Annotated in this window: 13 protein-coding genes; 7 read left to right on the top strand and 6 right to left on the bottom strand. The window is 65.8% G+C overall.

Annotation, left to right across the window (positions count from 1 at the left end):
* Positions 1-139: 139 nt before the first annotated feature.
* Entirely contained in the window at positions 140-1,330 is a 1,191-nt protein-coding gene (locus tag L1080_RS29975) for an ROK family transcriptional regulator (protein WP_159923635.1), read from the top strand.
* Positions 1,331-1,400: 70 nt separating this feature from the next.
* Here L1080_RS29975 and catC read toward each other — a convergent pair whose 3' ends face one another.
* The 3 genes from catC to catA are packed head-to-tail and all read right to left on the bottom strand — an operon-like array spanning position 1,401 to position 3,691.
* A complete protein-coding gene (catC, locus tag L1080_RS29970) occupies positions 1,401-1,682 on the bottom strand; it encodes a muconolactone Delta-isomerase (RefSeq protein WP_109333824.1) in 282 nt (93 codons plus the stop codon).
* A 15-nt stretch (positions 1,683-1,697) separates the two neighbouring features.
* Entirely contained in the window at positions 1,698-2,819 is a 1,122-nt protein-coding gene (locus L1080_RS29965) for a muconate/chloromuconate family cycloisomerase (RefSeq protein ID WP_250777038.1), read from the bottom strand.
* A 29-nt stretch (positions 2,820-2,848) separates the two neighbouring features.
* Positions 2,849-3,691 (bottom strand): catechol 1,2-dioxygenase, encoded by an 843-nt coding sequence (catA, locus tag L1080_RS29960; RefSeq protein ID WP_250777039.1) that lies wholly within the window; start codon positions 3,689-3,691, stop codon positions 2,849-2,851.
* 208 nt (positions 3,692-3,899) lie between these two features.
* On the opposite strand from catA, the gene L1080_RS29955 reads away from it, so the two are divergent.
* Positions 3,900-4,670, top strand: a complete 771-nt coding sequence (locus L1080_RS29955) for an IclR family transcriptional regulator domain-containing protein (protein WP_250777040.1) — start codon at positions 3,900-3,902, stop codon at positions 4,668-4,670.
* Positions 4,671-4,684: 14 nt separating this feature from the next.
* Here L1080_RS29955 and L1080_RS29950 read toward each other — a convergent pair whose 3' ends face one another.
* Positions 4,685-5,173 carry a dioxygenase family protein gene (locus tag L1080_RS29950; RefSeq protein ID WP_159923627.1) on the bottom strand — a complete coding sequence of 163 codons (489 nt, stop codon included), beginning with the start codon at positions 5,171-5,173 and terminating at the stop codon, positions 4,685-4,687.
* A gap of 229 nt (positions 5,174-5,402) precedes the next feature.
* Here L1080_RS29950 and L1080_RS29945 point away from each other — a divergent pair, with 229 nt between their 5' ends.
* Positions 5,403-6,350, top strand: a complete 948-nt coding sequence (locus tag L1080_RS29945) for an acyl-CoA thioesterase (RefSeq protein ID WP_250777041.1) — start codon at positions 5,403-5,405, stop codon at positions 6,348-6,350.
* A gap of 30 nt (positions 6,351-6,380) precedes the next feature.
* On the opposite strand, the gene L1080_RS29940 is transcribed toward L1080_RS29945, so the two are convergent.
* Positions 6,381-7,319 (bottom strand): AraC family transcriptional regulator, encoded by a 939-nt coding sequence (locus L1080_RS29940; RefSeq protein WP_250777042.1) that lies wholly within the window; start codon positions 7,317-7,319, stop codon positions 6,381-6,383.
* A gap of 165 nt (positions 7,320-7,484) precedes the next feature.
* Here L1080_RS29940 and L1080_RS29935 point away from each other — a divergent pair, with 165 nt between their 5' ends.
* Complete coding sequence (locus tag L1080_RS29935) at positions 7,485-8,045, top strand: flavin reductase family protein (RefSeq protein WP_159923621.1); 561 nt, start codon at positions 7,485-7,487, stop codon at positions 8,043-8,045.
* 28 nt (positions 8,046-8,073) lie between these two features.
* On the top strand, positions 8,074-9,690 hold the full coding sequence (locus L1080_RS29930) for a 4-hydroxyphenylacetate 3-hydroxylase family protein (protein ID WP_250777043.1): 1,617 nt from the start codon (positions 8,074-8,076) through the stop codon (positions 9,688-9,690).
* Between the two features lie 20 nt (positions 9,691-9,710).
* Here the strand turns inward: L1080_RS29930 and L1080_RS29925 are convergent, their stop codons facing one another.
* Positions 9,711-10,652: an AraC family transcriptional regulator gene (locus L1080_RS29925; RefSeq protein WP_250777044.1), complete on the bottom strand. Its 942-nt coding sequence runs from the start codon at positions 10,650-10,652 to the stop codon at positions 9,711-9,713.
* Positions 10,653-10,863: 211 nt separating this feature from the next.
* Between L1080_RS29925 and L1080_RS29920 the strand changes: the two genes are divergently transcribed.
* Both L1080_RS29920 and L1080_RS29915 read left to right on the top strand, forming a co-directional pair.
* Positions 10,864-12,075, top strand: coding sequence for a cytochrome P450 (locus L1080_RS29920; RefSeq protein ID WP_159923615.1), 1,212 nt, complete (start codon positions 10,864-10,866; stop codon positions 12,073-12,075).
* Positions 12,076-12,077: 2 nt separating this feature from the next.
* Positions 12,078-13,085 carry a 2Fe-2S iron-sulfur cluster-binding protein gene (locus L1080_RS29915; RefSeq protein WP_250777045.1) on the top strand — a complete coding sequence of 336 codons (1,008 nt, stop codon included), beginning with the start codon at positions 12,078-12,080 and terminating at the stop codon, positions 13,083-13,085.
* Positions 13,086-13,242: the final 157 nt, after the last annotated feature.

The raw sequence follows: 13,242 nt of genomic DNA, 5'->3' as shown, positions 1-13,242 counted from the left end.
CTGAAAGCCAATGTGTGGGCCGTCACAGACGAGAGTAGGGCAACTTCGGCGCTCAATCAATACAGACTTAAGCATTTTTGAGGACAAAGACGCTTCGCTTACGTTGTACGTCGAGCGTCCGGGTTGGTTGAATGGCCGTATGCGGACGACGCCACGATCGACTACTTCCCCGGCGACGGGCGGCGACGTCTTCGCGCTCATCCGCGACGGCCAAGCAACCACCCGAACCGAGATCGGGAATCTCACCGGCCTGTCCCGCACGGCAGTCGCGGCCCGCGTCTCGACACTGCAGGCGTCCGGACTCGTCGTGGAACGAGAAGAAGGCGTCTCGACCGGCGGCCGGCCACCGGTCAAGCTCTCCTTCCACGTTCAGGCAGGGGTGGTGCTGTCCGCCGCGATCGGCCGGAGTCGCACCCAGCTTGCGATCTGCGACCTGGCCGGGGACGTCCTCGTCGTCGAGGACGTCGAGCAGGAAATCGGCACGAGCCCAGCGGAATTGATGCCGGTCATAGCGCAACGCCTGATCGCGCTACGCGAGAGCCTTGGTGAGACGGCCCGCCGCACCGTGGGAGTCGGGATCAGCCTGCCCGGCACCGTCGACATCGAGCGCGGGTGCAGCCTCAACTCACCGATGATGTCGGGGTGGGACGGGGTGCCGTTGCAACCATTTCTCGCCGAGGTGACCGATGCGCCCGTCTTCGTCGACAACGACGCCAACGTGATGGTTCTGGCGGAGCGGCGTGGAGAGCGCCGGGACTTCGCCGACATGCTCCTGATCAAGGCATCCACCGGCCTCGGAGCCGGGATCGTGTCCGGAGGAGCCCTTCAGCGGGGCGCTCTCGGCGCTGCCGGTGAAATCGGGCATACGAAAACCGCAGCAGCACAAGGTGTGGTGTGCCGGTGCGGCGACGTGGGATGTGTCGAGGCCGTTGCGGGTGGGTGGGCCTTGGTCCGCAACCTTCAGGGACAGGGACGCAACGTCACCCACATCCGCGACGTGATCACGCTGGCGCTCGCGGGCGACGCGGAAGCGCGGCGGATGATTCGGGAGAGCGGGCGTCAGATCGGCGAAGTGTTGTCCGGCGTGGTCAATCTCCTCAACCCGGAGGTCGTCATCGTCGGCGGCGACATGGCACAGGCCTACGACACCTTTGTCGCCGGACTTCGGGAAACCCTGTACGGCAACGCTATTGCCGTGGCCACACAGCAGCTACAGATTCTGCCCTGGACGCACGGGGAGCTGTCCGGGGTGGTCGGTAGCGCCACCATGGCGCTCGACCACGTCCTCAGCGTCCGGGCCGTAGACCGGCTCCTCGCGCAGCAGAAATAGGGCGCTCCGCGCCTCGTGCGCCTTTCTGGTTGCCCCAGCTACCAAAAGGGCGCACGGGCGGCGAAGCCGCCTACTTGACGTCGGAACCGTGCCGGGTGAGCGCGGTGATCTCGATGTTCATGTAGGGGAACAGCGGCAGATTCCACAGTATTTCGTGGAGTTCGTCGGCCGAGTCGACGTCGAAGATGCTGATGTTGCTGTATTTTCCGACGATTCGCCAGATTTCCGGCCACTTACCGGAGCGCTGCAGCTCCTGAGAGTAGGCCTTCTCCTTGGCGATGGTCTCGTCCCGGACGTCCGGGTCGAGGTCGCGGGGAATGTTGACGTCCATCCGGACGTGAAAGAGTGCCATCGGGTGGTGTTCTCCTCAGTTCCTGGTCCAAGTCTTGACGGCATCCATGTTGAGCTCGACTCCGAGCCCGGGACCTTCGGGCAGATGCACCTTGCCGTCGCCGTACCGCAGTGGTTGCTGCAGCAGTTCTTCGCTGAACAGCAGGGGTCCGAACAGTTCGGAACCGAAGTTGATGCCGGGTTCCGAGCAGGCGAAGTGAATGGACGCAGCTGTGCCGATCGGCCCCTCGATCGACGTGGCTCCGTGGCAGGCGATGCCGGCCGCCTTGGCGATGGCCACCACCTCCCGACTGCGCCTGAGCCCACCGCATTTGGTGGTTTTCACGGCGATGACGTCGGCCGCGCCGCGCCGCGCGACCTCGAGAGCATCGTGCGGCGTCTGGACGCTTTCGTCCGCCATCACTGGGACGGGGACGAGCCGGTTGAGTTCGGCGAGGACCTCGAGCTGTTCACCGGGGGTGGGCTGCTCGATCAGTTCGACGCCGCCTTCGACGAGGAGGGGCACGTACTTCAGCGCGGTGAGCCGGTCCCAGCGGGCATTGACGTCGATACGGACGCCGGCCTTGCCCTGCAGTGCCTGGGCGATCCGGACGACCCGGGCAGTGTCGACCTCCGGGTCGAGGGCGCCCATCTTCAGTTTGAAACTGAAGTGCCGCTTCGACTCGACGAGGCCGAGGGCCTCCTCGACGATCTCCTCGGCGGGAGCGGCGCCGAGAGCCCAGGTGACCTCGACGCTGTCCCGGAAGGCTCCGCCGAGCAGCGTATGCACCGGCACACCGAGGCTCCGCGCCCAGGCGTCGTGCAGTGCGACGTCGACGGCGGCCTTCGCGAAACGCGCGTTCGCGACCACCCTTTCGATGTCCGACATGATGCCGGTGATCTCGTCGACACCCCGCCCCAGCAGGACCGGGACGATGTAACGCTCGACAATCGCCTGCATCGTCTCCACCGATTCGCCGCCCCACCACGGGCCACCCGGGACGACACCCTCGCCGTAACCGGTCACGCCGCCCGCGGTGGTGACGGCGACGAGCAGCAGCGGCTGCGCCGTCATCGACGTGGTGGCGAACTTGTGGGGACGCACCAGCGGCACATCGAGGATCGTCGTTTCGACGGAAACGATAGACAGGTCGGTCATCGAATCACTCTCTCTACGGGTGGAACAGCTCACGCGGGGTCGAGCACGAAGTTGTAGGTGACGTAGTTCTTGCCGTCGTCACCGGTCTTCGGGTCGAGGATGAGCTCGGGCTTGGTGGCGGACGCGACGTCGCTGTCGATCCACTCGCCGCCCTTGAAATACAGCTGCGTGGTCACCGACTCCTTACCGGGAGCCGACACGATGAGATGCAGGTGCGCGGGACGCCACGGGTGCCCGTTCTGCGCCTCGATGAACTGACCGGTCGGACCGTCGGTCGGAATCTTGTAGGGCGCCGGCTGGATCGTGGTGATCTCGTAGCGGCCCTCCTCGTCGGCGATGATCGTGCCGCGCAGGTTCCACTCGGGAAGGTGCGGGGCGAACTGCGAGTAGTAGCCGTCGTCGTCGGCGTGCCACAGCTCGACCTTCGCGCCGGCGAGCCCGTTCCCCTCGAGGTCGGTGACCTGGCCGGAGAAGACCAGCGGGGTGATCTTCCTGTCTTCCTCGCGCATGGGCAGGGTGCAGGTGGAGGGCAGTTCCGGCGCACCGGCAATGTAGTACGGGCCCTCGATGCTGCCCTTGGTTCCCTTGCGGGTGCGGGCGAGAACCTCTTCGACGGAGTGCTCGATGAACACGTCGAGGAACAGCGGCCACTCCCCGCCCTCACCGACGTCGATGAGCCACTGCTTGAACACGCGGTACTCGGGGTAGGTGACGCCGTGCTTCAGGATCACGTCGTTGAGCGCGCCGAGGGCGTCCTTGGCGATCGCCGCGAGCCGCTCCGGCGAGGTGTCGGCGCTGACGCGTTCGGACTTGAACTTGTCGGTGGCTGCGGAGCCGGATCCGGCGGCGGTGGGGCTCTCGGTGGTGGTCATCTGTTTCTCCTTGGGCTGGGAGGGAAGCGGATAAGGCTGATATCGAGTTGTGGGCGACACGGTGGGTGTTCACGCGCCGAGGTCTTGCGTATGTACGCTGTGCGTACTACTATCACGCTGTGCGTACATACCTACTGTGCGCGCAGTCACATTGAAATGTCAACCCCGACTTCCGTGCACCCTGACGAGACCGCTGGTGGAGGCCGCAATGCCCGAGAACGATCGCGACTACATCCAGAGCATCGAGCGTGGCTTCGCGGTGCTTCTGGCCTTCGATGCGCAGCGCCCCAACCCGACACTGGCCGAACTCGCCACCGAAGCGGGGCTCTCGCGTCCCGCGGTCCGCCGAATCCTGCTCACCCTGCAGAAGCTCGGTTACGTCGCCGGCTCGGGAGGCCGGTGGTCACTCACGCCCCGCGTGCTCAGCATCGGGCAGCACTACTCGGAGTCGCACGCCCTCATCGAGGCGGCGATGCCCCGACTACTCGAGGTGGCGGAGAAGACGCAGGAGTCGGCCTCGCTGGGAGTGCTCGACGGGGCCGACGTGGTCTACGCAGCGCGCGTCCCGGTGCGCCGGATCATGAGCATCAACGTCTCGGTGGGCACCCGGGTCCCCGCGTACGCCACGTCGATGGGTCGCGCACTGCTCGCGTGGGCGCCCGCCGACGTTGTCGAACGCGTGGTCAGCGAGTCGACCTTCGCCAAACTCGGACCCGACACCATCGGCAGCGCCGCAGAGTTCGAACGTGAACTCACCAATGTTCGTGAGCAAGGATTCGCGCTGACGTCCGAGGAGCTCGAAAAGGGACTCATCTCGCTGGCCGCCCCGGTCCGGGACGCGGCGGGCTCCGTCGTGGGCGTGGTGGCCTGCTCCACCTCCACTGCACGCAATACGCCCGCGCAATTCCGGGAACAGGCCGTGCCGTGCGTCCTCGCCGCCGCGGCCGCCCTCAGCTCCGACATGGGGTTCGCGGGCTGACAGCTGCAGTCCGGCTACAGCGGGTCGAGCACGAATTCGCAGGACATCTCCTGCGTTGCGCCGGGTGGCGGCACCACCCGCGTCCCGAGCGAGCGGTAACCGCGCGCATGCACGATCACGTTGATGTGACCCACCTCGTTACCGATTGGGACACTGGAGAATTCGCACGGCGCGGGCTTGATGGTGGAGATGTCGAAGCGACCCCCGGCGCAGGTGACGACGATGCCGCGCAGGTTGTTGCGCAGAATCTCGACGGAGTACCCGGAATAGCATCCGTCGGCGTCCGCGTGCCACACCTCGAGCTCTGCCCCCGACAACGTTTCGCCGTCGCGCGACCGCACCACTCCCGTGATGCGCAGCGGAGTTCCGGGTTCACCGGGGAGTGCCGCAAGGTTTGCCTTCCAGGGCAGCACTCGCTGGGCGGGGAGGTAGAACTCCCGGTCGACGTGGTCGAGGCTTGCCCGATCCACGTGCGGTGCGGACGTGGTCGACGTCGAGGTCATTAGTAGATCCGATCACTCTCGTACGCTGTGCGTACTGTGAGAACGCTGTGCGGTCATTACCGAGTGTGCTTGTAGTCACACGGTTCGTCAACCCGCGGCCCGTTCACATCGGGACGGGTGGGTCCAGGGCATCCGTGGGATAATTGCTCCGCCATCGGCGGACAACGACGTTTCGCCGCCCCGGTTCGCGCTTTGTGCCGGCCACGTCGAATCTCCGAGGATTTCATCGATGAACACCCCTCCCCGCAGCATCACACTCCGCTTCCTCGCGGCCCCCACGGAGGTGGCAACCCTGGGCGGATCGATCCAGGGTGGACGCATCCTCGAGTGGATCGACAAGGCCGCCTACGCGTGCGCGGTCGGCTGGAGTGGCGGCTACTGCGTCACCGCCTATGTGGGAAACATCCGCTTCACCCGATCGATCGAGTCCGGTCACCTGGTGGAAGTCGAGGCGAGGCTGGTGCACACGGGCCGATCGAGCATGCACATCCAGTGCACGGTGTCTTCCGCAGACCCGCGTACCGGTGAGTTCACCGAGGCCAGTAACTGTCTGGTGATTTTCGTGGCCGTCGATGATTCCGGTAAGCCGAAAAACGTCCCGCCGTGGCTGCCTGTCACCGCCGAGGACCACGCCGAAGCCGACGAGGCGATCATGCGGATCGGGCTCCGCGCCGACATCGAAGAGGCGATGAGCAGGCAGGAATACACGGACAAGGGCACGGCACCCGTGTCGGTCATGCGATTCCTCGCAGCCCCCACCGACGTCAACTGGGGTGGCAAAACCCACGGTGGCACGGTGATGCGCTGGATCGACGAGGCCGCCTACCTCTGCGGTACCGCCTGGAGCGGCGGTCCGTGCGTCTCGGTGTACGCCGGTGGGGTCCGGTTCTACCGGCCGATCCAGATCGGTCACGTCGTCGAGGTCGATGCCCGACTGCTCCATACCGGCGCGCAGACCATGCATATTTCGGTGCACGTGCGCTCAGGCGATCCGCGCACGGGCGAGATGAATCTGACCACCCACTGCCTCACCGTGGTCGCCGCGATCGACGAGGAGGGCGCCGCAACCGCAGTGCGGCAATGGATTCCGCAGTCCGACGAGGATCGCGGGCTCGAGGCACACGCCCGGGAACTCATCGCGCTGCGGGCCCGCGCCCGGATCGGTGCCCTGTCGTAGCCAGGCCGAACAGCGACTGACCAGACGACGTCAGCCGCGCAGCACGTCCGACGGCGCCGCCCCGTACTTCTTCCGGAACGCCGCCGCGAACCGGCCGGTGTGGGTGAACCCCCACCGCATCGCGACATCGGACACCGTGGCCGAGGAGTCGGCGCGGAGCAGGTCGGCGTGGACACGATCGAGCCGCACGTCGAGCAGGTAGTCGCGGGGGCTCACCCCGACGTACTCCTGGAATCCCTCCTGAAGGCGCCGAACCCCGACGCCCGCGATCTCGGCCATCTCGGCCGCCGTCCACGCCCGCGCGGGGTCGGCGTGGATCTCGTCGATGACGCGCTTGACGATGCGCGGCCGGGTACCGGCACCGGCCGTCTCGTCGTCCGGTATCGCTGCCAGGACCAGTGCCGTGGTGACCGCCCCCGACAGCTGCTCGGCGACGAGGGGGTTGGCGTAGACACCGTCCGAACGCAACATCTGATCGAGGAGTGACCGCACCAACGCCAACCAACTGGCGCCGTTCTCGCTGGTCAGATCGAATTGCGGGGGCAGGCGCAGTCCGGGTCGCGCCAGAATTCGCGCCATCTCCCTGTGGAGGTAGTCGCGGTCGACCCGCACCCCGATGATCGAGCAGTCCTTGCTCCAGTCGGTGATGAGCGTCGTGGTGTCGGGTGGACAGATGGTCCCCGACCCGGGCGCCGACGACACCTCGGTTTTCCCGGTCACCGACTCCAGGTGTCCCGACAGCGGCACGTTTACCGCGTACGCACCCGGGTGATCCGACTGGATCGACACGTCGGCTCCCCATCCGATGCGGGTGATCTTCACCGGGCCCAGCTCCACGGCTTCCGCGACCGTATTGCTGGCGGTCTCTCTGCTCAGCGGGGTCAGGCGGTGCGGGAAGTAGACGTCCGACACCACGTGCGACGCCTCGTCCCAATCATCGGAACGGACGAACCTGGACGTGGTCGACATGGCACAAGTGTGACCGCGGACACCATCGATTGCAATTTCCGCCGTGATCCGAGTCACTGCGCAAAGTGGATCGGCACCTCGCACAGCGGATCGACGCGCGGTGGACCTGGTCGTACCTTCGTGTTCACCGCACCAGCGCCCCGACACGAAGGGAGGCTTCCGATCATGGAACAGCGCGAACTCCGGAACATTTTCGGACAGTTCGCCAGCGGAGTCACTGTCATCACGTGCAGCAACTCCGACGGCGAACCGCACGGGGCCACCGTCACCGCCTTCACCGCCGTCTCCCTCGAGCCACGGCTGTGCCAGGTGACGCTGACCCGTAAGTCGAAGGCGTGCCGCTACCTCAGCAATGCGCCCTTCGCGGTGAACATCCTGGCCGCCGACCAGGTCGACACGGCACTGCATTTCGCCGGCCGGCCGCAGGAGCCGCAGCCGACGTGGACGGACGGCCCCACCGCCCCCGTCCTCTGCGGTTCGGCCGCCACGCTGTCGTGCGTGCCGTGGGCGGAGTACGACGGTGGCGACCATCTCATCTTCATCGGCGAGATCGTCGACGCGCAGACCACCGGGAAGGATCCGTTGCTGTTCTACCGCAGCACATTCCACGACCTCGGCGCCCCGTCGGCTTCGGCCGCCTGGAACGGTTCCATGGACGACCCGCACAGTGGCTGGTTCGACGCCACCACCTCGTTCACCCCGTTCCATCTCCACACCGTCTCCTGATTCCGATTCCCGAAGAAAGGCCATCTCGATGACCACCACCGAATCCGCCCCCGACACCGCCGTCGACCGCACTAAGGTCAACGTCGCCGCCGACAGCGAGGTAAATCGCACGAAGAACTTCGCGTCGCGGCCGATGACCGGCGACGAGTACATCGAATCGTTGCGTGACGATCGCGAGATCTGGTTACACGGCGAGCGTGTCGAGGACGTCACCACCCACCCGGCGTTCCGGAACCCCATTCGCATGACTGCCCGTCTCTACGACTCGATGCACACCGGTGAGCACGTCGACAAGGTCACCACCCCCACCGACACCGGCAACGGCGGCGTCACCATGCCGTTTTTCAAGGCGCCGACCTCGTCCGACGACCTCCTGAAGGAGCGCGACGCCATCGCCACCTGGGCGCGGATGACGTACGGCTGGATGGGCCGCAGCCCCGACTACAAGGCGTCCTTCCTCGGAACCCTCCACGCGAACAAGGAGCTGTACTCGCCGTTCCAGGACAACGCCGAACGCTGGTACAAGGAGTCGCAGGAGAAGGTCCTGTATTGGAACCACGCCATCATCAACCCGCCCGTCGACCGGCAGCTGCCCCCGGACGAGGTCGGCGACGTGTTCATGAAGGTGGAGAAGGAAACCGACGCGGGCATCGTCGTTTCCGGCGCCAAGGTCGTGGCCACGGGCTCGGCGATCACCAACTACAACTTCATCGCCCACTACGGTCTGCCGATCAAGAAGAAGGAATTCGCGCTCATCTGCACGGTGCCGATGGACGCACCGGGCGTGAAGCTGATCTGCCGGTCCTCGTTCACCCAGAACGCCGCGGTGATGGGCACCCCGTTCGACTACCCGCTGTCGAGCCGGATGGATGAGAACGACACCATCTTCATCTTCGACAAGGTCCTCGTGCCGTGGGAAAACGTTTTCATGTACGGCGACGTCAACAAGATCAACGGCTTCTTCCCGCAGTCGGGCTTCCTGCCCCGCTTCACTTTTCAGGGCTGTACCCGCCTCGCCGTCAAGCTCGACTTCATCGCCGGCATGCTGATGAAGGCACTCGACGCCACCGGAGCGGGCGGCTTCAGAGGCGTGCAGACCCGAGTCGGTGAAGTGATCGGCTGGCGCAACCTGTTCTGGTCCCTCACCGAATCGATGGCACGCAACCCGGAGCCCTGGATCGGCGACACCGTCATCCCCAAGCTCGAATACGGCCTCACCTACCGCATGTTCATGATCCAGGGCTACCCCCGCATCAAGGAAATCATCGAGCAGGATGTGGCCTCCGGGCTGATCTACCTGCCGTCGTCGGCCGCCGACTTCAAGAGTCCCGACGTGCGTCCGTACCTCGACAAGTACGTTCGCGGCTCGGACGGCATGACCGCGGTCGACCGCGTGAAAATCATGAAGGCGCTGTGGGATTCGATCGGCACCGAGTTCGGTGGCCGCCACGAACTCTACGAGCGGAATTACTCCGGCAACCACGAGAACGTCAAGGCGGAGCTGCTTTTCGCCGCCGAGAACCGTGGTGACGTCGCCTCCATGAAGGGTCTGGCCGAGCAGTGCCTGGCCGAGTACGACCTCGACGGCTGGACGGTGCCGGACCTCATCGGTAACGACGACGTCTCGTACTTCGGCAACAAGTAACTACACACGCGCAATCCCCGTCAGAAGCGCACGAGCTCTGACGGGGATTTGCCGTACCTGCGACGATATGCAGCGGAAAACCGGCCGGCGTGGGTAAACCCCCACCGGGCAGCGATGTCGGAAACCGTGACACCTGGCTCCCGCGCCCTCAGATCGGCGTCGGCGCGGCTCAAGCGGATGTCGAGGAGGCATTCGGACGGGCTGCGCCCGACGTACTCGCGAAACCCTTCCTGCAGCCGGCGAACGCTGGTGCCCGCCAGCTCGGCCATGTCTGCCGCCGTCCACGCGCGGGCCGGGTCGTCGTTCAGCCCGTCGAGTACGCGCTTGACGATGCGGGGACGCGGCGCCGTCCTGCGCACGTCCTGATCCGGTGTGACTGCCAGGACGAAGGCTGCGGTGATGGCGCCGGCGAGCTGCGGTCCCACTACCGGATTGGCGAGCAGGTCGGACGGTTCGCGCAGTTGCGCGGTCAGCGACCTCAACAGTCGGAACCAGCTGTTGCCCGAGGCGTCGGTGAGGTCGATCTGGGAGGGCAGCAGCAACTTCGGGCGCACGTCGGTGCCGAGTATGCGATCCGCTTCCCGTTCGAGGTATTCGCTGTCGAACTTGACGCCGAGCACCGAGCAATCACCGCTCCACCGGCTGATCAGGGTGGGTTCGTTCGCCCGGAACACCGTCGCCTGGCCGGGCCGCGACACCACGTCGCCCACCGGGGAGCGCGACTCCAGGGAGCCGGAGAGCGGGATGTTGACCTCGTACGCGCCCGGGTAGTCGCAGGCGATCGACACGTCCGCACCCCAGCCCAGTCTGCCGAGGGTGACCGGCCCGAAATCGACGGTACGCATCGAGAGTTTCAGGGAGCCGTCCGGAGACAGGTCCGTCAACGTGTGCGGGAAGTACGCACCGGCCACCGCCCTCGACGCCGCGTCCCAGTCATGAGTCTCGGTAATCGTCGATGCCATCGCCTACACCTGCCTCGTCCACACGTCGTTCCGACCTCCATTGAAGCTGTGCCGTCCCGCTGAGTCGAGGATAACTGAGATACCAATCACAACTAGTCGCGCACATCGTCCAGCCGTCGCGCGAATCGGCTAGACGCGCCCGAGAGCCGGGCCCTACATTCTCCTTCACCCGCCGTTGCAGCGAAAGTTGTTACCGAACAAGGAGAATCACATGACTGCGACCCTTTCCTGGATCGACGAGATCACCATGACGGAACTCGAACGCAACCCCTACCCCGTGTACGAGCGGTTGCGCGCCGAGGCTCCACTGGCATACCTCCCGGTTCTCGGCTCCTACGTGGCGACCACTGCGGAGCTGTGCCGAGCCATCGCCACCAGCCCCGACTTCGAGGGGATCATCACCAAGGCCGGCGGCCGCACGTTCGGCCACCCCGCGGTGATCGGGGTCAACGGCGATATCCACCGCGACCTCCGCTCGATGGTCGACCCCGCTCTGCAGCCGTCGGAGGTGGACCGCTGGGTCGATTCACTCGTTCGCCCCATTGCCCGGCGTTACGTGGAGCAGTTCGAGAACGACGGCAAGGCCGACCTGGTGTCGCAGTACTGCGAGCCGGTGAGCGTGCGGGCATTGGGCGACCTGCTCGGTCTGAACGACGTCAGCTCGGACACGCTACGCGACTGGTTCCACCGGCTGTCGAACTCCTTCACGAATGCCGGCGTGGACGAGAACGGTGAGTTCACCAATCCGGAGGGCTTCGTCCAGGGCGACGAGGCGAAGGCCGAGATCCGGGCCATCGTGGACCCCCTGATCGACAACTGGATCGTCAATCCCGATGACAGCGCCATCTCCCACTGGCTGCACGACGGCATGCCCGAGGGACAGGTACGGGAGCGGGACTACATCTATCCCACACTCTTCGTCTTCCTGCTCGGCGCGATGCAGGAGCCCGGGCACGCCATGGCGTCGACCCTCGTCGGCCTGTTCAGCCGTCCGGAGCAGCTCGAGGCGGTGATCGACGAACCCGCGTTGATCCCGCGCGCCATCTCCGAGGGGATGCGCTGGACTTCCCCGATCTGGTCGGCGACGGCCCGCATCAGCACGAAGGACGTCACGGTCGGCGACGTCTTCCTGCCCGAGGGTTCGGTCGTCCTGATGTCCTACGGCTCCGCCAACCACGACGCCGAGGTCTACGACGCTCCGACGGAGTACGACATGACGCGCCCACCGCTGCCCCATCTGGCGTTCGGCGCCGGACAGCACGCCTGCGCCGGTATCTACTTCGCCAATCACGTGTGCCGCATCGGGCTGGAGGAGCTCTTCGAGGCGATCCCCAACCTCGAACGGGACACCGGCGCCGACGTCGAATTCTGGGGCTGGGGTTTCCGCGGCCCGACAGCACTGCACACGACCTGGGAGGTATGACCATGACCCGCACCGAGACACACACCGTGTCCGTCGGCACCGACACAGTCCAGTGCGGTCCCGATCAGGCCATCCTCGACGCGTTTCTCCGCGGCGGCGTCTGGATGCCCAACTCATGCAACCAGGGCACCTGCGGGACTTGCAAACTGCGGGTCGTGTCGGGTTCGGTGGATCATCGGAGATCGCCCGACAGCACACTGAGTGCGGCCGAGCGTGACGCCGGGTTCGCGCTGGCCTGCCAGGCCGCTCCCCGCGGTGACACGGTGGTGGAGCGGCTGGACTCGGCACCCGCGACGACCGTTCATGCCCTGCGGGATCTGGTGGGCACGGTCAGCGGAATCGAGGACGTCGCCCGCGACACCCGGCGCTTACTCGTCACTCTCGACAGTCCGCTCGAGTTCTCGGCGGGGCAGTATGTGGAGTTACGGGTGCCGGGCTCGGATCAGGGGCGCCAGTACTCGATGGCGAACTCCCCCAGTGAATCGAAAGTGCTCGAATTCCACATTCGCCGCCAACCCGGCGGGCTGGCCACCGACAACTGGATCTTCGGACCGTTGAGTGTGGGCGATCGCGTCGACATGGTGGGTCCGCTCGGCGACTTCTGCCTCGACACCGACGACGACGGGCCGATAATCCTGCTCGGCGGCGGAACCGGGCTCGCGCCGCTCAAATCGATTGCAGCCCAGGCTCTTAGGTCTACGCCCGACCGCACGGTTCATCTGTATCACGGCGTGCGCGAAGAAGCCGACCTCTACGACGTGGACCTGTTCCAGGAGTGGGAACGCGCGCACCCCGGCTTCCGCTACCGTCCATGCCTGAGTGACCAGACGTGGCCCGGGCGGACCGGCTACGTCACCGATGCATTCGTCGACGATTTCGACAGCTGTCGCGGCTATTCCGGTTACCTGTGCGGGCCACCCGCGATGGTCGACGCCGGCGTCAAGGCGTTCAAGCGCCGGCGTATGGCTCCGCGGCGGATCTTCCGCGAGAAGTTCACCCCGGCCGTCTGATCGTTGCGCACACCGGGGTCGCCGGCCCCGGTGTGCGCATCGCGAACATGTCCTAGGCAGTACTCGGTAAATGCCTAGTGTGATGCAGCGCACAGGCTGCAAGAGTGGAATCCATTGCCGGACCCGGGCGCCCTCGCAGGGCGCAAGCCCCCGGAGA

The sequence above is a fragment of the Rhodococcus sp. MSC1_016 genome (assembly GCF_023667485.2).
Taxonomy (GTDB): Bacteria; Actinomycetota; Actinomycetes; order Mycobacteriales; family Mycobacteriaceae; genus Rhodococcus_F; species Rhodococcus_F oxybenzonivorans.
This window is presented reverse-complemented; position numbering and strand designations above follow the sequence as displayed.